Origin of the sequence: Candidatus Nitrososphaera evergladensis SR1 (assembly GCF_000730285.1) — an archaeon.
Lineage (GTDB): Archaea > Thermoproteota > Nitrososphaeria > Nitrososphaerales > Nitrososphaeraceae > Nitrososphaera > Nitrososphaera evergladensis.
In genome coordinates this window covers 2,606,830-2,626,551 of the sequence record NZ_CP007174.1, presented here as the reverse complement: position 1 = coordinate 2,626,551, position 19,722 = coordinate 2,606,830, and the positions used below count along the sequence as shown (strand labels likewise).

Sequence of the window (19,722 nt, the reverse complement as noted above, 5' to 3'; positions counted from 1 at the left end):
TGGAAAAAAAAGAAGGAGGCAGGTGCCTACGTGACGTAGGCCCTCTCTGCGTGCTGCGTGATGTCCAGGCCGATATCCTCTTCCTCTTCCTTGACCTTGAGGCCAATCGTCTTGTCTATCACCTTCATGATGACGACCGTGCCTCCAAAGCCGAGCGCGCCTGCCACTCCCACGCCGAGAGCCTGTATTGCAAATTGCATCGGGTTGCCAAAGAGGAGCCCATTTGGACCGGCAGGGTTTACAACCTGAGTCGCAAGTATGCCTATGGCAAGCGAGCCGACTATGCCGGTCACGCCGTGCACAGAGCTTACGTCCAGCGCGTCGTCTATCTTCCAGTGCTCCTTGAGGAGCAGGATGGCATAGTAGGACGCAAAGCCAAGCACGATGCCGAGGATAAACGAGCTCTGGGCATCGATGAATCCTGCCGCCGGAGTCACGCCTGCAAGGCCGGCGATTGCTCCGTTGATGACGGCAGTTGTCGATGGCTTGCCCGACCTCTTCCATGAAAGGAATATCCACACCATCGCGGACGTTGCGGAGGCAATGTGGGTGACAAGGAGAGTGTTTGCCGCAAGCGAGCCTGACGCAAGCGCGCTCCCCGCGTTAAAGCCAAACCAGCCTATCCACAAAAGCGCCGCCCCGATGACTGCAAGGGGGATGTTGTGAGGCACCATGATGTCTGGCCCAAAGTTCTTCCTGCGGCCAAGCACTAGCGCGGCCGCAAGGGAAGCCATGCCCGCGCTTGTGTGTATGACGATGCCGCCGGCAAAGTCAAACACTCCCAAGTCGGCAAGCCAGCCCCTGCCCCAGATCCAGTGGGCAAGCGGGTAGTAGATGAATATGCTCCACGCGATTATGAACACGAAAAACGAGCTCCACTTTAGCCTCTCTGCAAACGCTCCCGTTATGAGGAGCGGCGTGATGACTGCAAACATCATCTGGTACGAGCCAAACGTGACTCCCGGTATCGTCGGCGCATAGTCGACGCTGTCGTTGAACGGCACATTGTTGAAAAACAGCCAGTCAAGGCCGCCGATCCACCCGTTCTGGGAAGGAGCGAACACCAGCGTGAACCCCAAGACGAACCAGAGCGTGGAAAGGATCGCAAGGCCGGAGAAGGTCTGCATGAGAATTGACAGCGAGTTCTTGCTGCGGATAAGACCGGCTTCAAAAAAGCCAAGCGCAGGCGTCATCAGCATGACGAGACCTGTAGAGATAAGCATCCATGTGGTATCTCCAGTATCGATCGGCATTTCCAGCCTCTACTTGAGATAAAGATGCTATAAAAAGCCATCGAAATCGTGATAATATCATAATATATGATTTTTATGATATGATCTTACAAGTTGCAATAATTATCGCGCCTTGCTTGAAATATCATGGTGTCATGATGCCATCGGGGACGAAAGGGCAAGCGCCATCTCTGCTGCAGTGCGCCTGACGTCGCCATCTTGTACGCCGGGGTGGACCGGGAGGGAAAGAACGCGCCCTGCACACCATTCCGTGGCCGGCAGGCGCGCGGCAAACTTGCGGTAGTAGGGCGTCTTGTGCACAGGCGGGTCGTAATAGACTGTTGCGCCGATGCCTTCCTTCTGCAGCCTAGCCATTACGCTGTCTCGCGCCGCGCCCTTTGCAAAGCATATCGTATAGAGGTACCAGTTGAATACGCGATCATCGCTTTCCTGCGGCAATGAAACTTCTTTAGCCGCCGCGCCCTGCAACAGCTCTGACATCAACTCTGCGTTCTTTCTCCTTGCCGCAAGCATTGCGGCAAGCTTTGTCATCTGCACCTTTGCTATTGCTGCTGCAAGCTCGGGCAGGCGCATGTTCAGGCCCAGTATCCGCGTGTCGTAGCCTTTTACCATGCCGTGGTTTCGTATCATCTTTAGCTTATCTGCAAGGTCCGAGTCGTCTGTTGTTATCGCGCCCCCCTCTCCGGAGGTCAGCACCTTGCTTGCGTACATGCTAAAGCACCCCATTTGGCCAAACGTGCCTGTCTGCCTCTTTTTGTACGTGGAGCCAAGCGACTGGCAGGCGTCCTCGATGACTGCAAGGGAGCGCTTTTGCGCAAGCTCCGACACGGCGTCCATGTCGCACGGGTGGCCGTACAGGTGGACGGGTATCACCGCTTTTGTCTTTTTTGTCGTCTTGCGCTTTGCGTCAGAGACGTCGATGGTGTAATCCTGCTTGTTGACGTCCACAAACACCGGCTTGGCGCCAGAGGCGACGACCGCGTTTGCGGTGGCGACAAACGTGAACGACGGCACGAGCACTTCATCGCCCGGCCCGATTTCCGCCGCAAGAAGCGCAGCGTGGAGCGCAGCGGTGCCCGAGTTGACTGCTACGACGTGCTTGCAGCCAAGGTACTCTCTCATAAGAGACTCAAAGTCGCGGACGCGTTTTCCGCCGTCTGACGCGGCGCTTGTGAGCGCGTTTTCTTCCATCACGCTCATCACTTCACGCTTTTCCTCTTCTCCTAGCTGCGGCTTGTTTATTGGGATCAAGACGGAAACAGAGTATGTCTTTGCAGTTTAAAAGAATAGTGGCGTGTGCGCGGCCGATAGAAGAAGAAGATGATGATGATGCATAGACACGCACACGGCATCCGCGTCGCAATTCCTTTTCGCTTTCTTTGGCTATCCGCTTATAGTCTCCAAAACTAGAGTCGGACTTTGTACCAATCCACTAAATCAGTTCTGCATAATGGCTTTTAATTTTCTGGCTACGTTGACTCCGATGAACGGTAAAAAAGTTCTAGTTATTGGCCTTGGCCAGATAGGCTACAGCAACGCAGAGTACATGACAATGAAGGGGCTGACCGTCGATGGATACGACATCAGCGAAAAGGCAGTCCAGCGCGCGCTGGACGACCAGGTTATCAGAAAAAGGGCGAGCAATTTTGCCGGCTATGACTATTACATTATCTGCATATCCACCCACAGGCCGGAAGACATGTTCCAGCCTTACCTTGACGGATTGTTTGACATTGCAAGGCAGCTTTTGTACGAAGGCAAGCAGGGCGCGCTGGTAGGCATTGATAGCACCATAACCAGGGGAACCTCTGAGAAGGTTCTGGAAATGCTGCGCCACAAGATGCACGTGGTGCACGTTCCCCACAGGTACTTTGGCCCTGAAAAGCACGACCATGGCGTGAACCAGACGCGCGTAATTGGCGGATGCGAGCCATGCTGCATTGATAAAGCGCGCCAGTTCTACGGCGACATGCTTGACATCCCTCTCCATCCAGTAGAGTCTGTGGAAGTGGCCGAGCTGTGCAAGATAGTGGAGAACAGCTACCGCTTTATGGAGATAGCCTTTGCAGAAGAGCTAAAGGTATTCTGCGACCGCTCTGGCATCGACTTTGCAGATCTCCGCAGCGCGATAAACACAAAGTGGAACATCAAAGTACTGGAGCCCCGTGAAGGCATCGGCGGCCACTGCCTTCCAAAGGACAGCCAGATGTTCCTCAACTTATCAAAGAACCTCCTGGCTACAAGCATCATAGACGCGGCAAAGAAGGTGGACGAGGAGTACAGGGCGCACATCGGCTGCCCTGTTCCTTCAAGCAGTAGCAGCAAAGTCCAGTCTATGCAGCAATTACACTAAGAGGAAAAAAAATACCGGAAAAAAGAGAAAGAGAGGGATAAAACCACCACATGAAGCTGGCGCACCTTGGGGCAATAGCCACTGCCGCAATAGTGGCAATAGGCGTGGTTCTGGCCATAGGCCCAGCTTACATGCACACGCTTGACCGCAACAAGCCCCCGCCCGTCATGCTCTCGTTTTCAGTTGTGGACGGCCAGAACGTGCCGCAGTGGTGCAAGGACCTTTCCTCCATACTTGCCAAGCACAACGTCAAGGCAACCGTGTTTGTCACCGGCAAGGTTGCAGAGCAGAACCCTAGTTGCGTGACTGCCCTTGCAGCCTACTCTGGCATCGACATCGGGAGCCAGACGTACAGCTACGTCGCCCTGCCTTCTTTGGGAGACTATACAAAAGCACTTGACGAGGTCAAGCGCGGCAAAATGGCAGTCGACGCGGCCGGCAATGTAAACTCGCGCATATTCAAGGCGCCCTATGGCGCTACCGACCAGAACATCTATTCTATTCTTTCAAGCTCTGACATTACCGCCGACTTTTCTTACCCTTCGCAGTACAACAAGTTTGAAGGAGGCCAGTTCGTCAAGTACGGGCTGGTATCATGCGACAACTGCGGCGAATCGCCAGACAGGGTGCGCCAGCTCATGGACATGCATTCGCCGGTAATGATAGACATCGACAACACGGCAAAGACAAGCGAGATTGAAAGTCTCGTAGTGGCGCTCAAGAACAGCAACGTGGACCTTGTAAACGCGTCCGGGCTCACGGGCCTTGACCTGACGGTGAGAAACGCATAGCCATGATAGAAGAAGAGCCTGATCTGCAGCGGCAACAACCTTCAACACAATCATCGGCCGCTCCGGCTGCTGCCATGTCCGGGCAGCAGATTGGAAAAAGCGGCCGCATTCACGTCAGCAAAAAAGCCTGGGCTGTCAGGTCGGTGACAATCCTTGCGGTGCTCGGGATAATCGCTTACACGGTTTACCTGAGTTTGCAGATGAATGACTGGTTCATCTTTGCAAGCGTGATATTTCCGCTTCACTCGCTCACCGCGCTCGTCGTGGGGTGGATATTTTTCAAGTCGCCAGCCACGGGCAAGGTCGGGGACGACTTGGTGACGGTGATAATACCTGTCTACAACCAGAACGGGATGATAGAGTCAGTGGTGGAAGCCGTGTTCCAGTCGACATACAAGAACCTTGAAGTGGTAGCCGTGAACGATGGCAGCAAGGACGGCACGCAGGAGATCCTCAACAGGCTTGCGGCAAAGTACCCCACCCTAAAGGTGGTCCACAAGAAAAACGAGGGCAAGCGAAAGGCAATCGCTTCTGCGTTTTACAATTCCAAGGGGAACTTTTTGGTATTCATAGACTCTGACAGCATAGTGGACAGAAACGCCATCATGGAGCTGATAAAGGCGTTCAAGGGCGACCCAAGAGTGGGGGCGGTAGTAGGGCACGCCAAGGTGTGGAACGCAGACAAAAACGCGCTTACAAGGTGCCAGGACGTGTGGTACGACAATTCGTTCAACGTCCGCAAGTCCGCCGAAAGCTACTTTGGAAGCGTCATGTGCTGCTCCGGCTGCCTTTCTGGCTACAGGCGCGAGGCCATTGCCAACTATTTGCCGTACTGGACCCGGGCCAAGACACCAATAGCCGACGACAGAGAGATGACATCGTTTGTAATCTCGCCGCCAAAGGCAAAGGAGATGATGGCTCCTGCCACGAAAAACATGATGAAGTGGATGGCACGCTACGACGATGCCGAAGACCGCAGCCTTACGGGCCAGGCACTGCTAGACTGGAAGGCCGTGTACGTCCCTACCGCCCTTGTGTACACCGAAGTGCCGGAAAGAATGAAGATGTTTGTGAAGCAGCAAAAGCGGTGGAAGAGGGGCACCATGAGGGTGAACTTTTTTGTCAGCGCCTTTTTCTGGCGCAGAAATCCCGTCATGGCGTTTCTCATCTTTTACCTAGAATTCATGCATACGTTCATCAGCCCGCTTTTGATAACTACTGCATTCGTCTACGAGCCATTGGTGCTTGGCAACTACTGGGTGCCGCTTTTGCTGTTTGCCAGCATGATGTTGATGGGGCTTGCGCAGGGGGCCGACTACAAGTTCCGCGACCCAAGCTCCAAGCACTGGTACTACAAGCCGTTTGAGAACATGCTTGCAGCGTTTGTTCTGAGCTGGCTCGTCTTCCCGGCTATCTGGAGCCTGCGCAAAAACGACTGGGGGACGCGCTGACAATGCAGGTCCTGCTCTCAACAAAGTGCCGCTATTGCGACATACTGCTTGAAGGCCGCGAGCAGTTTCTGGGACACATGATCCACGGCCACGAGATGTCAGTAGGGCAGGCGGAGACGATGTGGAAATCGGTATACAGCTATGTTAATGATGGAGGAGCCGACTGATTCGCGATTCTTTCTGTGAACCTCATGCACTAGCATTGCATCTTGCTTTATGCAAAGCTGCCCTGTGTATGTGTATGTGTTGCATGACACAATGGCAGGCGGCGGCAATGCCTTGGTAGATAGTCCCCAGCCGAGGGAATAATCCGTAATTATTTCCCAAACCAGAGTATTATTCTATTATATTCCAATGTAAGGTCATTGCATAATTGCTTTTAGTATTTTGAGTAGCTTTCGTCAAGATGAATAACAATAGCAACAATAAGGTTTTGGTCATAGGCCTTGGCCAGATAGGCTACAGCAACGCAGAGTACATGACAATGAAGGGGCTGACTGTCGATGGATACGACATCAGCGAAAAAGCAATTCAACGTGCTGTTGATGATCAAGTGATAAGGAAAAGAGCGCAAAGCTTTGCCGGCTATGACTATTACATTATCTGCATATCCACCCACAGGCCGGAAGACATGTTCCAGCCTTACCTTGACGGATTGTTTGACATTGCAAGGCAGCTTTTGTACGAAGGCAAGCAGGGCGCGCTGGTAGGCATTGATAGCACCATAACCAGGGGAACCTCTGAGAAGATTAAAGAAATTCTCGGCCACCGCCTTCATGTCGTACATGTGCCGCACAGGTACTTTGGCCCTGAAAAGCACGACCATGGCGTGAACCAGACGCGCGTGATTGGCGGATGCGGGGAATGCTGCATAGAAGCTGCAAAGCACTTTTACGGAAACCTGCTGGACATCCCTCTTCATACTGTAGAGTCAGTAGAAGTAGCCGAGCTGTGCAAGATCGTTGAAAACTCGTACAGGTTCATGGAGATAGCCTTTGCAGAAGAGCTGAAAATGTTCTGCGATAGGTCAGCAATAGATTTTCAAGAGCTGAGAGAAGCCATCAATACAAAGTGGAACATCAAAGTACTGGAGCCCCGTGAAGGCATCGGCGGCCACTGCCTTCCAAAGGACAGCCAGATGTTCCTCAACTTATCAAAGAACCTCCTGGCTACAAGCATCATAGACGCGGCAAAGAAGGTGGACGAGGAGTACAGGGCGCACATCGCTGACGTGCCGTCAAAGAAGCTCCCGCCAATAGCGCAATTCCATTGAGAGAGGAGCTGTGTTGTCCAGTGAAGTTTTCTTGCCTAGGAGAGGCAACTTTGGTTGCAATGACTGCCGCCGCCACGAATAGTGTTGCGGCAATGATCGCAGACACTGCTCATACGAGTACGCCAGATCAAGACAGAATGCAGCCTGCGTGTGTGCCTGACTTGGCGGGCGTTGTTGCTGTTGTTGTTGCCCTCATGGTCAAATGGAGAGCATCGGCATGATGGACGCCGCTCAAGGCGATGCCCTTGCCAAGACGCTGTCGCAAAAGTGCCAGCAGCGCGTAAACAGCAGCGGAAGGATCCAGGTCAGCAAAAAAGCCTGGGCCGTCAGGATCATCACCATAGTGGCCACCCTGATCCTCATATCATTCACAATACAGCTGGGGATTACCCTGCAGGACCCGTTCGTGACTGCCGGCATCATTGTCCCGGCGCACTCGCTTGCCTACCTCATAATAGGGTGGCTGCTGTTCAAGTCGCCAGCCACCGGCACACCCGGCAACGATCTTGTTTCAGTGATAGTCCCGGTGTACAACCAGAAGGGCATGATAGAGCTTGTCATCGACGCCATCTATCGCTCGACGTACCGCAACATAGAAGTCATTGCGGTCAACGACGGCAGCAAGGACGGCACAGCAGAGATCCTTGACGGGCTGGTCAAAAAATATCCTACCCTGAAGGTCATACACAAAAAGAACGAGGGCAAGCGCAAGGCAGTTGCCAGCGCTTTTTACAACTCGCGCGGCAGGTATCTCGTGCTCATCGATTCTGACAGCGTCGTAGAAGAACATGCCGTCATGGAGCTTATGAAGGCGTTCAAGGCTGATGAGCGCGTAGGAGGCGTAGTGGGATTTGCCAAGGTGTGGAATGCGGACAAGAACATCCTCACCCGGTGTCAGGACGTGTGGTATGATTACTCGTTCAACATCCGCAAGTGCGCCGAAAGCTACTTTGGCTCCGTCATGTGCCTCTCCGGCTGCCTTGCCGCTTACAGGCGCGAGGCCATCGCAGACTATATCCCGTACTGGATCAACGCCCGCCTGAAGGACAGCGAGGACAGGGAGCTGACCACGTACGTTATTACCCCGCCCAAGGCCAAGCCCCTGATGACGCCGGGCACAAAAAAGGTGATGCAGTGGATGTCGCGCTACGACGACGCAGAAGACCGCGGCCTCACCGGTCAGGCGCTTGTAGACTGGAAGGCCGTGTACGCCCCGTCGGCCATAGTGTACACCGACGTGCCTGAGAACTTTAAAGTGTTCTTGCGCCAGCAAAAGCGCTGGAAGAAGGGGACGCTCAGGGTGAGCTTTTTTGTCAGCGGCTTTTTCTGGCGGCGAAACCCCATAATGTCCTTCCTGCTCTTTTACGTGGAATTCATGCTGATGTTCACAAACCCGCTGATCCTCTTGCTGGCGTTCGTGTGGGAGCCGGTGTTCCTGAACAACTACTGGGTGCCCGTGATATTCTTCATAGGGTCGCTCCTGACAAGCCTCGGGCACGGGGCCGACTACAAGTTCCGCGACAGGACATCAAAGACGTGGTTCTACAAGCCCCTGATGAACATGATAACCGCGTTCGTGATATCGTGGATAATCTTTCCTGCGATCTGGAGCCTGCGCAAGAACGAGTGGGGAACGCGCTGATGTCCAGATAATGCCTGTTCCAGTTGCATATACGGTGGCAAGACCTGCCTAAAAGAACCAACCCCTATTCGGCGGCTTCCACTGGAAGCACGCCCCTCCCCTTCCCTCTTTCCCTCACTTCTTTTCTGTTGCAAACACAGCAGAGCAACATACATTAATTAAACAGAAATGCGACCATTCCCGTGTGAGCGTCCAAAAGGCTGCCGACTATGAAGCGCTGCTAAAGCGCCTGCAGGACAAGCTGGGAACCGGTGCCAGAAAGGCAACTTCTAGGCTAGAGATCCCGCAACCTCAGATAATCTGGGTCGGCAAGAACACGATATTCCGCAACTTTATGGAGTTCCCAAAGGCGCTCAGGCGCGACCCTGAAAAACTATTGCTCTATCTTAACAAAGAGCTTGCTTCTGCCGGCTATATACAGGGCGACCGCGTCCACTTTCTCGGCCGCAAGTCTCCCTCATCGTTTGCGGCGCTCATTGACCGCTATGTCAAGGACTATGTGCTGTGCCCCGTGTGCGGCAGTCCGGATACGCGTACAGAAAAGAACAAAAAGCTTGGCTTTTTGATCTGCGAGGCGTGCGGTGCAAAGTCGTCGATCAAGGGCAACTATGCCTAAGTAGTCCCTAATGACAAATAGTCGCGGACGTACAGGCCCCTTATCCATGCGTTGACTACCGACGTGTCATCGCCGTCATAGTTTCTTCTACTGCTGTTGTTGCCGACCTGCGCGTTCATCTCGTGAAACTCGGCGACCTTTTTCTTGACTGCGTGGTTCCTGCCAGTGACGTGCTGACCAACTTCGGCCATCTCTACGATTTCGTTGCAGATGTTGCAGCGCAGTTTTTCTCCTTCCATATGTGCAAACATAAAAAGCGGACATCGATTATCTGTGCAGGCGCCAACCATGCTTGGCGCATTCGTCAGCTATTTTTGATCAGCTTTTTCCTGCGGGTTATCGTCGCGTATCGTGTCAAGCACGTACTTTAACTCCGGCTCGCTTGTCAGCTTGTCTAAAAAGGTGCGCACTATTTGCCTGGTGGTGCGCTCAGCCGTGCCCTCGCCGCGGTGCTGCACGTTCACCACATAATCGTAGACAAACGGGCTGATGTATATCGAGCAGACGTCTGCAATCCAGCTGAACAGTGTCTGCGTCGTCTGGTCGGCAAGCATCTGATCGCGCTTTTCCTCAAACATCTTGCCGATTATGCGCACATTGTACAGGTACATCTTTTTGCCTGTCTTGCTGTCCGAGCCCGTGAAAAGGATGTTGTCGCGCTGGTCGTAGATGAGGCCAAATGAAACATTCTTGGGCATCTTGATATGCTTGCTCTTTTGCGCGTGCTCAAACAATTCGTCCATGAGCGCCTTGAGGAGCGCGTAAAAGCGTTCGACTGCCTTTTGTTTTTCTTCCTTGTCCTCTTCCCTTTTCCTTAGTATGCCCACTACTTTCTCAATAATGCACGGGCCTGGATGATTAAAATGTTGGCTGCGCAGCGTTGTTGAGGCGCCTGAAAACCTTGCAAAATATATGAGGTAGACGCTCTCATTAACTAAAATTTCCAAAAAAGCGCCTCAATCGCTACTATCATGTCAACCTTGTTTACCTGATAATCGTCAAAAGTTGACTATTGGTTCTAAGTATCAACTAGGAATTATCTCATCATGACAGCCATAATGTCGCTTCACAACGAAGCAGCAAGAAGCAACTTTACGACCGGACAGAGCTGGGGCGCACTGAGGAAGGCCTGGAAGGGCTACAGGATCGCCAAGGTACAGGGCGATGCGAGCCGCATGAGGGAATACGCAGGCAAGATCCGCAAGATCCAGGGCGAACTGGGCGTAAGCGTTGCATCCTTCCCGCACTTGGGAATAAACTAAAAAAGTGCGGACGTCCTCTTTTTCCTTTTTCTTCTACTTTTCTTTTTCTAACCGTATATTGTCGAGCCGCTGTTGCCAAGGTGCTGCTTTAACTTTATCTCTAGCTGCCCCTTTGGCATGGCGCCTATCATCACGTCGACTACCTTGCCGGCTTTGAACACCATCATCGTCGGTATGCTTGCAATCCCAAACGTGTTTGAGATTATGGGGTTCTCGTCGACGTTTACCTTGCCAAACACGACCCTGCCGGCGTACTCTTTTGCCAATTGGTCGATGACCGGGGCTACCATCCTGCAGGGCCCGCACCATGGCGCCCAAAAGTCCACGAGCATGAGGGGGTATCTTGCCGTCTCGCCTGCAAAGTTAGAGTCGCTGAGGTGGACAGGCTGGGTTATGGAGGACAGCGCCTGCCTCTCGGCTGCTGCCTTTTGCAGCTCTGCCATCTTTTTCTGCTTTATCGCCTCAAGTTCGTCGTCGCCGCCTGCTGCTGACACGCCACCTTCATTCTCAAATTGCGCTATTATTCTTTTGGGCGGAAAACAATTATTATTCAACAGCGCCGGTAATGGCCGGTGACAGCGGCACCATATGGTAGCGGAAGAAGAAGCAGCGGCAGAAGAAAAAGTTAACGCTGGTAAAGAGAGGGAGGAGGCGGAAGAAGAAGAAATGCAGCAGCAAATAGACGAGATTGAAAAACTGAGAAAAGAGCTGGCGGCGGCAAAAGAGGCGGCAGAGGGCTACCTCAACAAGCTAAAGTACCTCATGGCCGACTTTGACAACTATCGCAAGCAGATGGAAAAGCACGCCGCCTCAAGGGTCGAGACGATAAAGGCGGAACTGCTGCTAAAGTTCCTCAACATCCGAGACGACTACCAGCGCGCAGTCGAGAGCGCAAGGCAGAAAAAGAGCGAGCCGGCAGTCATCGAGGGCCTTGAGGGCATCCTCAAGAACATCGACTCGCTCCTCTCGTCGGAGGGCGTGATGCCTATTGAGGCAGTAGGGACGCCGTTTGACCCAAGCGTGCACGACGCGATAGCGTTCTCGCCGCGGGAAGACGCAAAAGAGAACACCGTCACGGCCGAGATTAGGCGCGGCTACATGCTAAACGGCAAGGTTCTCCGCCCAAGCATGGTGGAAATCGCAAGAAAGATAGTTAAAAATAGCGATGTTGCCAATAACGGTGGCGCAGGAGAGGAATAAAAATTGGGAAAAATCATAGGTATCGATCTTGGAACCAGCAACTCTGCGGCAGCTGCAATGATAGGTGGCAAGCCCACCATCATCCAGGCTGCAGAGGGCACGTCTGTTGGAGGAAAAGCGTTTCCGTCCGTAGTGGCGTTTACAAAGGAAGGGCAGCTCATCGTGGGCGAGCCGGCGAGGCGCCAGATGATCTCAAACCCTGAAGGAACCGTGATTGCGGCAAAGCGCAAGATGGGCACCGACTTTAGGTTCCGCGTCTGGGGCAAGGAGTACACGCCGCAGCAGGTGTCGTCGTTCATACTGCAAAAGATAAAGCGCGACGCCGAGGCTTTCCTTGGCGAGACGGTCGACCGCGCAGTCATCACGGTTCCTGCGTATTTCAACGACAACCAGCGCCAGGCGACCAAGGACGCAGGCGAGATCGCCGGCCTGCAGGTAGTCAGGATAATCAACGAGCCGACAGCCGCGTCGCTTGCGTACGGCCTTGACAAGGCCCACAAGGACCTGAAGATCATGGTCTTTGACCTTGGCGGCGGGACACTCGACGTCACGATAATGGAGATGGGCGGAGGCGTGTTCCAGGTCAAGAGCACGTCCGGCGACACGCAGCTTGGCGGGACGGACATGGACAACACGCTCGTCGAGTTTGTGGTACAAGAGTTCCGCAAGCAATCCGGCATCGACGTCAGAAACGACAAGGCCGCCATGATGAGGGTGCGCGAGGCTGCAGAAAAGGCCAAGATAGAGCTCTCAAACGTCGTCACCACGGAAATCAACCTGCCGTTTCTTGCCTACGACCCGCAGGCAGGGCCAAAGAACCTCGTCCTGCAGCTGACCAGGGCAAAGCTGGAAGAGCTCATGAGGCCAATAGTCGAGCGCTGCAGGCATCCCATGCTCCAGGCGCTCCAAGACGCCAAGATGACTCCGCAGGAAGTCGACAAGATAATCCTCATCGGCGGGCCGACCAGGATGCCGATGGTGAGGGAGTTTGTCGCAAGCGTGATGGGCAAGGAGCCGGAGCGCGGCATCGACCCGATGGAGGCAGTGGCAATGGGCGCTGCGGTGCAGGGCGCAATCATCGCCGGCGATGTCTCTACAGACATACTGCTGGTAGACGTCACGCCCCTGACCCTTGGAGTAGAGGTGCTTGGCGGGCTGAAGGAGCCCCTGATAGAGCGCAACACCACCATACCCACCAAAAAGAGCAAGGTGTTCACGACGGCGGCAGACTACCAGACCGCGGTGACAATCCACGTCGTGCAGGGCGAGCGCCCGATGGCGTCTGACTGCGTCTCGCTTGGCATGTTCAACCTTTCTGGCATACCGCCGGCGCCAAGGGGAGTTCCCCAGATTGAGGTGACATTTGACATTGACGCAAACGGCATCCTCAACGTGGCCGCAAGGGACATTGCAACGCAAAAGGAAGCAAAAATCACCATCACCGCCAACAACAAGCTCTCAAAGGACGACATTGAGAAGCTAAAGCGTGATTCGGAGCAGTTTGCCGAGGCGGACAGGAAGAAAAAGGACGAGGCCGAGGCGAGAAACGAGGCCGACAACCTTGTCTATGCGGCAGAAAAGCTGGTCAAGCAGGACCTCAAGGACAAGATAAGGCCAGAGCAGGCCGAGCGCGTCAACAAGGCCGCGCAGGAGCTGCGTGACGCAATTTCAAGCAACAAGTTTGAGGACATCAAGGCCAAGGTGCAGGAGCTAAAGAACATCCTTGCCGACGTGAGCGCCGAGGCATACCGGAGCGCCGGCGCCCAACAACAACAACAGCAGACCACGTCGACAGGTCCTTCCGGCCCGCAACAGCAACAGGCAGGCAGTAGTGGTGGTGGTGGTGCGGCAGGCGCGCAACCATAATGATTGTACGATCTGAGCGTCGTCCCGGTGACCCTGCATGAGCAAGAAAAGGGACTATTACGAGGTCCTTGGCATCCAAAAGACAGCAAGCAAGGAAGACATCAAGAGCGCCTACCGCAAGCTTGCGCTGCAGTACCATCCTGACCGCAACAAGGATTCCGGCGCAGAAGAAAGGTTCAAGGAGATCTCTGAAGCCTATGCTGTCCTTTCTGACGATGAAAAACGCAAGCGCTATGACACGTACGGCCACGTGGGGGCAGAAGAGGTGTTCCGCGGTTCTGAGGCCAATTTCGAAGAGATATTCCGCGACATGGGAGGCTTTGGAGGCTTTCGGGACATTTTTGAGCAGTTCTTTGGCCGTGGCGGGGGCTTTGGCTTTGGAGGCGGTGCAGCAGACATGTTTGGATTTGGCGGCAGGCGCAAGGGGCGCGACCTTGTCTACGACATGGAGCTTTCGCTCGAAGACGTTCTCCGGGGCAAAAAAGAAGAGGTAGAGGTTCCAAGGCTTGACAGGTGCAGCGAGTGCGGAGGCTCTGGCGCGGCGCCCGGTACAAAGGCGCGCAGGTGCACAGTCTGCGACGGCCGTGGACAGGTGCAGCGAGTGTACGGCCAGAACCGGTTTTTCACCTCCGTGACCGTCGAGCCGTGCAGGACGTGCCAGGGCAGGGGCCAGATAATCGAACGCCCGTGCAGCGTGTGCAAGGGCTCTGGCAAGATGCAAAAGATGAAGAAACTAAAGATAGAGATACCGCCGGGCGTCGAAGACGGCATGGCAATGCAGCTAAGAGGCGAGGGTGAAATGTCCGAGTCGGGAATACCCGGCGACTTTGTCGTACACCTGCACATCAAGCCGCACCAGCAGTTTGAGCGCCTGGAAGACGGCCACCTGCTTTACAGGCTGGACGTCAAGTACACCGACCTTGCGCTTGGCACCGAGATGCGGGTCCCGACGCTTGACGGCACGGAAAAACTGAAAATCCCGCAGGGGACGCAGCCTGAAGGGCTCTTGCGGCTGAAAGGCAAGGGACTCCCGCGCTATGGCGCATCAGGCAAGGGCGACATGGTGATAAAGCTGAACGTCAAGGTGCCCACCAAATTGTCGGACAGGCAAAAGTCGCTCCTAAAGGAGCTTGACCGGGCGCTTGACAATGACGAAAAGTGAAATGCTTTAATAGAATTTTTGCTATTTTACCGGCGAATACAAAGATATGTCATCACCCTTTGACGAATGGTTTTCCAAGAGGCGAAGAGCGTGGTTTCCAGACGTGGACGAGATGATGCGCGACATGGACAAGATGATGGCCGAGGCCTTCAAGAACTTTGAAAAGCAGGTGCCAAAGAACCTTGTCAAGGAGCGCAAGCTGGACGACGGCTCGACTGTCCGCGAGATGGGGCCCATAGTTTATGGTTATTCTGTCAAGATAGGGCCGGACGGCAAGCCGCAGGTGCGCAAGTTCGGCAACATCGACGCCTTTCCAAACCTCCTCGGAGGCGGACTTGCGGTCAGGGAAGAGCGCGAGCCCCTAGTAGACGTGATAAAGGGTTCTGACGATGTGCGCGTAGTTGCGGAACTTCCGGGCGTCAACAAAGACGACCTGCACCTGACAGCCGACGAGAACTCTGTCACAATCGAGTCGCTGACGGGCGAGCCCCGCTATCGCAAGGTGGTGGACCTGCCAGAGCCGGTGGACCCCAAGACCGCCAAGTCGACGTACAAAAACGGCGTCTTGGAAGTCGCGCTAAAGCTGCGCAGAAAATCCGACTCGGGCGTCTCTATCAAGATAGACTAGCATACGCGCAAAAGGATATTATTCTAGTCGCTACGATACCCCGCGCACGGACGGGCGGGGGTCGCCCAGCCTGGTCAAAGGCGTGAGACCGGATCAGAGATTATCTGGCGCGATGCTCAGATGTTAGACCAACTGGGATACCTCATTCCTTAGGGATTCGTGGGTTCAAATCCCACCCCCCGCACCACTTCTTTTACACGTGCGCGTTTCCAGTGGACTACAAATACAAACGTAGTTGTAGCAGGTTTTAGTTCCTTTATGTACGCAGTGCGGATGCCTGTCTGCAAAAACCGGCAATGCAATAATAGCTATGGTGGACAAGAGCGACATCGAGCGCATAATAAGAGAGGTGGAAAGGGAAAACGTCCTCTTTAACAACGACAAGGGCTGCCTTGATGCTCTAACAAAAATTGACTTACGCATTAGATCGCCAATACTACTTTGCCCCTTGGATGCGCAACTCTTTGGTGGTCTAGTGCCTTAGCAGCATCGTCCAGAGGAAACGTCTTGTCAACGTTTACGCGTACGTTATTTTCATCGACCCACTGCGCTAATTTTGTCAGCCTTTCCCTATTAACCTGAGAGAACACAAATATTGCTTTCACGCCAAATTTCTCCATTAGCTCTTGGTTTGGCTGCTCCAGCGTTGATACGATTATCTCCGTGCCCCTCTTCAGTATTTTGAATGACCGAGTGTAAGTTTCACCTCCTACTGTATCAAGGACCGCATTATAGTCATGCGACAGCAGGTCTTCAAAGGTCTGGGTCTTGTAGTCTATTATTTCGTCTGCACCTAGACCCTTTACAAATTGCTTGTCTTTTTCACCTACCGTCGTCGCTACGTATGCACCAAGGTACTTAGCCAGCTGTATAGCAATACTTCCTACACCTCCTGCCCCGCCATGAATCAGAATCTTCTGACCCTTGGATAATCCAATAATATCAACAAGTGCCTGCCAGGCGGTAACGCCTACAGTCGGTAAACCCGCAGCCTCCTCATGGCTTAGAGTTTTTGGCTTCTGAGCGATATTGTCCGCATTTGCCAATGCCATTTCTGCAAATGTTCCTGACCCTCCAAAGACCGCCGCGGCCTGTCCATATACTTCGTCACCTTGTTTGATGTCCGAAAGGCCAGCTCCAGCCTTTTCGACGGTGCCTGAAAAGTCCCATCCCAATGTGGCTGGAAACTCGATGGGCATGATCTGTTGCATGTAGCCTTCGCTGATTTTCCAATCTGTCGGATTAACGCCAGCTGCCTTTACCTTGACTAGAACTTTTCCCTCAGAAGGGTCGTTTGGTGCAGGCGTATTTTGGTCGATTTCAATTACATCACCCGTGCTTCCGTAGCCTTTGATTCGAACGGATTTCATAGCTCAGTTAGGTTGAATCCAGTATTAATGAGTGGTTAACAAAGGGATGATACTTTAGGCAAAAGCTGCGAGAAAAGGTAATCTCTGTAGGCGATTAGTTACGCATATGATAAGGTTCATCGAAATGGACGAGAATGTGACATTTGCTGATCAGTTGCGGAAAGGAGGAAAGGTGCTCTGTGATCTTGATAAACAAGTTCAATGTCAAGCCCGATGATGTGCGTGAAATCTGTGTGGACTGATACGAACAAGACTCAAAGCCAAGAAAATGATGGCCAAGAGACAGAAAGAACCATTAATTATCTGAATGGATATAGCTATTTGATTGTCCGACCAAGCACCAGTAAGCGACGGCGAAGTATTTCTAGAGCTTGCTAGTGGAATGAGGCGTTCTATCCTTATCGCGTTGGACGGGAAAAAGCTCAAGCTGTCCCAGCTGGCTGAATCTCTTGATATGACTATTCAGGAGTCACATAGGCAATTTGCACGGCTGGCAAACGCCGGACTCGTGAGAAAAGACTCTGAAGGGCTTCTGTCGCTTACCGCGTGTGGCAGGATCGTCGCAAAACAAATTCCTTGTTTCGACTTTCTTGAAAGAAATGAACTATACTTTCGGGATCATTCGTTTGGTGAACTACCGCTAAAATTCATCCAGCGACTTGCAGCTCTCAACAATTCAGAACCCGTCGACGGCGTGGTTGCGGTGCTGGAAAGGTGGAAGGGCATGCTTTTGGAGGCAAAAGAACATGTCTGGTGCATCTCGCCCCAGATACCTTTGGACGTAAGCATGCTGGGAATCGAGGTGTTGACTAAAGGAGTCAAGCTTTCATTACTCCTTAGCAAAAACACGATTGCCCCAAAAGGCAGCCTTGACGAAATAGACAAGCGCTTGAGAGGACTTATCTCGAAAGGAACTGTGGAGCGCAGGATGATGGAAAAAGCTTCGATTGCAGTTGTTTTCAACGAAAGGCAGTACTCGTGTGTAGGATTTGCCAATTCTAGAGGTGATGGTGATCTCAATTACATGTTTTTTAGCCGTGATCCACATTTCTTTGAGTGGTGCTATGATTACTTTCAATACGAATGGAGCCGATCAGACGATTGGGATGGCTCAAGAATACGCGAAATTTAGGACGCTGTTAATTTAAAGGGGGATCATGGCATTTTCAATCGCGATATTTCATCCATCTCCCCACCAAGTTACCAGTGTCAGGAGCTTAGACCCGAACCTGTTCGAGTCCGAACCCCTCTGGGCCCGTGGAGAGCCCAGACCCTATATGTGGGTGCGGGCCCATTTTATTCCAACATACACAAGGCGGCTCAAATCCCGATGGGTCCGCTTTTTCACCCGGAATTCAGAAACTTATCTTTCCGGCCGAAGGAAAGGTCGCGGATCAAAAAGAACCCTTATCGAACTTATTTTCCCGCCATCGACGTGGCACCATATGGATGTAAAGACCGTTGCAGGCGGCTTGGTAAGAGTCGTCTCATGGAAAAGGCAAACATCGTCGCCATCGGTGAATATCTTTTTGATATCTAATTTCGGCAGGTGCAGGCTGAAATTATACTTTAGGTATGCTTCAGCATTATCAAATGAATTAAGAGGCGACACGTACGATACGTTGTCCTTCAGGTAGCTTCTGGCAGATTCAAAGTCCTGGCGTGCTACTGCCTCGAGGTACTCCATTACGATCTCCTTCGCGTTTTTTGCAGAAGATTCATGTTGTTTTTGCATGGCATTCCTCCGACAACACTGGATTTATCTCCGGTGGTAGCGACACTCCTAGAATCGGACAGCTTACTTGATAGCAAGCTGTAATTGATTGCGTTACACAATTCTTGAAACAGCTTTTTAATGCCTGCCGCTCAGTCTTGCCAGCCGGCGCAACCTAGACCAGCGCAGCAAGAGCTTGGACGCAATGATGCCTGCCAATATTACAGCCCATACCCACAGCGGCGGGCTCTCCATATAACAGACTATTTTCGCATCGACAAGATATAACTTATCATCATCAGTTGCACTTTCTGAAAGATTGATGGTTAATTTTCTCTGTCAATCGTCAGCAAGACGCTGAAAAACCTGAATAGACACCTTGGGGATATTAGAGGATAGAAGTGACTGCAGACAGTGGTAGTAGTAGTCTGATCATAACCTGCATATCGGACGATAGCATCCAGTTTGCCAAAGAGGTCTATGACTATCTGTATTCTAAATTGGAGCAGCAAAAGGCGCAATTCACGGAGGAGAGCAAGGGTCTGAATGTTGCCCAAGACCTGATAACATTGCATGTCAGAGAGAAAGGAGAAGGAGAACAAGCAGGGGGAGAAGAAAGTCAAATCCGTGTTGACCGTCTGGCCAACATCCCTAAAGGAATGATAAAATGGATTCTAGAGTCATTTTTGAAATCAAACCCATCAAGGTTCAAGGACTATGAAGTAATCGAACTTGGAGAGACGTTTACAATAGGAAGAGTGCTTTCTCCATCTAAAATGGAGATGCTCACCTGCGAGATCTGCGGGTTCTTTACCCCTTATAGCGAGGAGCTCTATACCCACAGGATGACACACTTTGGGATATAACGTCTCTCTTATTCATCCTGAAAAACGAATGACTCTGTGTTGCTGCTATTCTGTTTGCGAGCCCGATAAAAGATTACTACTCCTGATATGATCAGAATTATGGCGAATGCTGATATGCCAAGAGACAGGACGGGAACTAGGTTAAAGTAGTTGGTCATATCTGGCTGCGGCTGCCCAAACCTTGGGAAGAGAACCAGAGGAAAGGCGTAAAGAAATGGAACCACCTTGCCCTGGCCCAAGAGCACGATGACTCCAATAACAAACATCGCCATTCC

22 protein-coding genes and 1 tRNA gene are annotated in these 19,722 nt (G+C 52.6%); 15 read left to right on the top strand and 8 right to left on the bottom strand.

Going from position 1 to position 19,722, the window contains the following annotated elements:
- Nucleotides 1–26 precede the first annotated feature (26 nt).
- Nucleotides 27–1,253 carry an ammonium transporter gene (locus NTE_RS14330; protein WP_148701632.1) on the bottom strand — a complete coding sequence of 409 codons (1,227 nt, stop codon included), beginning with the start codon at nt 1,251–1,253 and terminating at the stop codon, nt 27–29.
- A gap of 132 nt (nt 1,254–1,385) precedes the next feature.
- A complete protein-coding gene (locus tag NTE_RS14325; protein ID WP_226987043.1) occupies nt 1,386–2,504 on the bottom strand; it encodes a DegT/DnrJ/EryC1/StrS family aminotransferase in 1,119 nt (372 codons plus the stop codon).
- 232 nt (nt 2,505–2,736) lie between these two features.
- On the opposite strand from NTE_RS14325, the gene NTE_RS14320 reads away from it, so the two are divergent.
- From NTE_RS14320 to NTE_RS14295, 7 genes are all read left to right on the top strand, one after another.
- On the top strand, nt 2,737–3,606 hold the full coding sequence (locus NTE_RS14320; protein WP_226987042.1) for a nucleotide sugar dehydrogenase: 870 nt from the start codon (nt 2,737–2,739) through the stop codon (nt 3,604–3,606).
- A 50-nt stretch (nt 3,607–3,656) separates the two neighbouring features.
- Entirely contained in the window at nt 3,657–4,397 is a 741-nt protein-coding gene (locus NTE_RS14315) for a polysaccharide deacetylase family protein (RefSeq protein WP_148701630.1), read from the top strand.
- A gap of 2 nt (nt 4,398–4,399) precedes the next feature.
- A complete protein-coding gene (locus NTE_RS14310; protein ID WP_226987041.1) occupies nt 4,400–5,848 on the top strand; it encodes a glycosyltransferase family 2 protein in 1,449 nt (482 codons plus the stop codon).
- A gap of 2 nt (nt 5,849–5,850) precedes the next feature.
- Nucleotides 5,851–6,015: a hypothetical protein gene (locus tag NTE_RS16790; protein ID WP_158385615.1), complete on the top strand. Its 165-nt coding sequence runs from the start codon at nt 5,851–5,853 to the stop codon at nt 6,013–6,015.
- A gap of 239 nt (nt 6,016–6,254) precedes the next feature.
- Nucleotides 6,255–7,121: a nucleotide sugar dehydrogenase gene (locus NTE_RS14305; protein ID WP_148701629.1), complete on the top strand. Its 867-nt coding sequence runs from the start codon at nt 6,255–6,257 to the stop codon at nt 7,119–7,121.
- A 217-nt stretch (nt 7,122–7,338) separates the two neighbouring features.
- Nucleotides 7,339–8,763 carry a glycosyltransferase family 2 protein gene (locus NTE_RS14300; RefSeq protein WP_226987040.1) on the top strand — a complete coding sequence of 475 codons (1,425 nt, stop codon included), beginning with the start codon at nt 7,339–7,341 and terminating at the stop codon, nt 8,761–8,763.
- A 184-nt stretch (nt 8,764–8,947) separates the two neighbouring features.
- A complete protein-coding gene (locus NTE_RS14295) occupies nt 8,948–9,379 on the top strand; it encodes a translation initiation factor IF-2 subunit beta (protein ID WP_148701628.1) in 432 nt (143 codons plus the stop codon).
- Here NTE_RS14295 and NTE_RS14290 read toward each other — a convergent pair.
- Nucleotides 9,376–9,618: a hypothetical protein gene (locus NTE_RS14290; protein ID WP_148701627.1), complete on the bottom strand. Its 243-nt coding sequence runs from the start codon at nt 9,616–9,618 to the stop codon at nt 9,376–9,378. The two genes, NTE_RS14295 and NTE_RS14290, sit on opposite strands and share 4 nt — an antisense overlap.
- A gap of 69 nt (nt 9,619–9,687) precedes the next feature.
- Complete coding sequence (locus NTE_RS14285) at nt 9,688–10,206, bottom strand: hypothetical protein (protein ID WP_148701626.1); 519 nt, start codon at nt 10,204–10,206, stop codon at nt 9,688–9,690.
- 219 nt (nt 10,207–10,425) lie between these two features.
- Between NTE_RS14285 and NTE_RS14280 the strand changes: the two genes are divergently transcribed.
- Complete coding sequence (locus NTE_RS14280; RefSeq protein ID WP_148701625.1) at nt 10,426–10,641, top strand: hypothetical protein; 216 nt, start codon at nt 10,426–10,428, stop codon at nt 10,639–10,641.
- Nucleotides 10,642–10,688: 47 nt separating this feature from the next.
- On the opposite strand, the gene trxA is transcribed toward NTE_RS14280, so the two are convergent.
- The gene (gene trxA / locus NTE_RS14275; RefSeq protein ID WP_226987039.1) at nt 10,689–11,135 is read right to left on the bottom strand and encodes a thioredoxin; all 447 of its coding nucleotides are present in this window, start codon (nt 11,133–11,135) and stop codon (nt 10,689–10,691) included.
- Between the two features lie 94 nt (nt 11,136–11,229).
- Between trxA and NTE_RS14270 the strand changes: the two genes are divergently transcribed.
- The 5 genes from NTE_RS14270 (at nt 11,230) to NTE_RS14250 (ending at nt 15,684) form a co-directional block, all read left to right on the top strand.
- Nucleotides 11,230–11,841 carry a nucleotide exchange factor GrpE gene (locus tag NTE_RS14270; protein ID WP_148701624.1) on the top strand — a complete coding sequence of 204 codons (612 nt, stop codon included), beginning with the start codon at nt 11,230–11,232 and terminating at the stop codon, nt 11,839–11,841.
- 3 nt (nt 11,842–11,844) lie between these two features.
- Complete coding sequence (dnaK, locus tag NTE_RS14265) at nt 11,845–13,707, top strand: molecular chaperone DnaK (RefSeq protein ID WP_148701623.1); 1,863 nt, start codon at nt 11,845–11,847, stop codon at nt 13,705–13,707.
- A gap of 37 nt (nt 13,708–13,744) precedes the next feature.
- The gene (gene dnaJ, locus NTE_RS14260) at nt 13,745–14,869 is read left to right on the top strand and encodes a molecular chaperone DnaJ (protein WP_148701622.1); all 1,125 of its coding nucleotides are present in this window, start codon (nt 13,745–13,747) and stop codon (nt 14,867–14,869) included.
- A gap of 46 nt (nt 14,870–14,915) precedes the next feature.
- On the top strand, nt 14,916–15,497 hold the full coding sequence (gene hsp20, locus NTE_RS14255; protein ID WP_148701621.1) for an archaeal heat shock protein Hsp20: 582 nt from the start codon (nt 14,916–14,918) through the stop codon (nt 15,495–15,497).
- Nucleotides 15,498–15,551: 54 nt separating this feature from the next.
- Nucleotides 15,552–15,684 (top strand) — tRNA-Leu (locus tag NTE_RS14250).
- A gap of 235 nt (nt 15,685–15,919) precedes the next feature.
- Here NTE_RS14250 and NTE_RS14245 read toward each other — a convergent pair.
- Nucleotides 15,920–16,867, bottom strand: coding sequence for an NADP-dependent oxidoreductase (locus tag NTE_RS14245; RefSeq protein WP_148701620.1), 948 nt, complete (start codon nt 16,865–16,867; stop codon nt 15,920–15,922).
- 325 nt (nt 16,868–17,192) lie between these two features.
- On the opposite strand from NTE_RS14245, the gene NTE_RS14240 reads away from it, so the two are divergent.
- Complete coding sequence (locus tag NTE_RS14240; RefSeq protein ID WP_148701619.1) at nt 17,193–17,999, top strand: helix-turn-helix transcriptional regulator; 807 nt, start codon at nt 17,193–17,195, stop codon at nt 17,997–17,999.
- A 231-nt stretch (nt 18,000–18,230) separates the two neighbouring features.
- Here NTE_RS14240 and NTE_RS14235 read toward each other — a convergent pair whose 3' ends face one another.
- Nucleotides 18,231–18,602, bottom strand: a complete 372-nt coding sequence (locus NTE_RS14235) for a nuclear transport factor 2 family protein (RefSeq protein ID WP_148701618.1) — start codon at nt 18,600–18,602, stop codon at nt 18,231–18,233.
- 380 nt (nt 18,603–18,982) lie between these two features.
- Here NTE_RS14235 and NTE_RS14230 point away from each other — a divergent pair, with 380 nt between their 5' ends.
- Entirely contained in the window at nt 18,983–19,447 is a 465-nt protein-coding gene (locus NTE_RS14230) for a hypothetical protein (RefSeq protein WP_148701617.1), read from the top strand.
- 8 nt (nt 19,448–19,455) lie between these two features.
- Here NTE_RS14230 and NTE_RS14225 read toward each other — a convergent pair whose 3' ends face one another.
- Nucleotides 19,456–19,719, bottom strand: a complete 264-nt coding sequence (locus NTE_RS14225; protein WP_148701616.1) for a hypothetical protein — start codon at nt 19,717–19,719, stop codon at nt 19,456–19,458.
- Nucleotides 19,720–19,722 lie beyond the last annotated feature (3 nt).

Bases quoted from the DNA above. Each gene is read 5' to 3' on its own strand.
- NTE_RS14320 (WP_226987042.1), top strand. From the start codon at position 2,737: ATGAACGGTAAAAAAGTTCTAGTTATTGGCCTTGGCCAGATAGGCTAC.
- hsp20 (WP_148701621.1), top strand. From the start codon at position 14,916: ATGTCATCACCCTTTGACGAATGGTTTTCCAAGAGGCGAAGAGCGTGG.
- NTE_RS14245 (WP_148701620.1), bottom strand. From the start codon at position 16,867: ATGAAATCCGTTCGAATCAAAGGCTACGGAAGCACGGGTGATGTAATT.
- NTE_RS14225 (WP_148701616.1), bottom strand. From the start codon at position 19,719: ATGGCGATGTTTGTTATTGGAGTCATCGTGCTCTTGGGCCAGGGCAAG.
- NTE_RS14330 (WP_148701632.1), bottom strand. From the start codon at position 1,253: ATGCCGATCGATACTGGAGATACCACATGGATGCTTATCTCTACAGGT.
- NTE_RS14280 (WP_148701625.1), top strand. From the start codon at position 10,426: ATGACAGCCATAATGTCGCTTCACAACGAAGCAGCAAGAAGCAACTTT.
- NTE_RS14315 (WP_148701630.1), top strand. From the start codon at position 3,657: ATGAAGCTGGCGCACCTTGGGGCAATAGCCACTGCCGCAATAGTGGCA.
- NTE_RS14310 (WP_226987041.1), top strand. From the start codon at position 4,400: ATGATAGAAGAAGAGCCTGATCTGCAGCGGCAACAACCTTCAACACAA.
- NTE_RS16790 (WP_158385615.1), top strand. From the start codon at position 5,851: ATGCAGGTCCTGCTCTCAACAAAGTGCCGCTATTGCGACATACTGCTT.
- NTE_RS14305 (WP_148701629.1), top strand. From the start codon at position 6,255: ATGAATAACAATAGCAACAATAAGGTTTTGGTCATAGGCCTTGGCCAG.
- NTE_RS14300 (WP_226987040.1), top strand. From the start codon at position 7,339: ATGATGGACGCCGCTCAAGGCGATGCCCTTGCCAAGACGCTGTCGCAA.
- NTE_RS14270 (WP_148701624.1), top strand. From the start codon at position 11,230: ATGGTAGCGGAAGAAGAAGCAGCGGCAGAAGAAAAAGTTAACGCTGGT.
- dnaJ (WP_148701622.1), top strand. From the start codon at position 13,745: ATGAGCAAGAAAAGGGACTATTACGAGGTCCTTGGCATCCAAAAGACA.
- NTE_RS14290 (WP_148701627.1), bottom strand. From the start codon at position 9,618: ATGGAAGGAGAAAAACTGCGCTGCAACATCTGCAACGAAATCGTAGAG.
- NTE_RS14235 (WP_148701618.1), bottom strand. From the start codon at position 18,602: ATGCAAAAACAACATGAATCTTCTGCAAAAAACGCGAAGGAGATCGTA.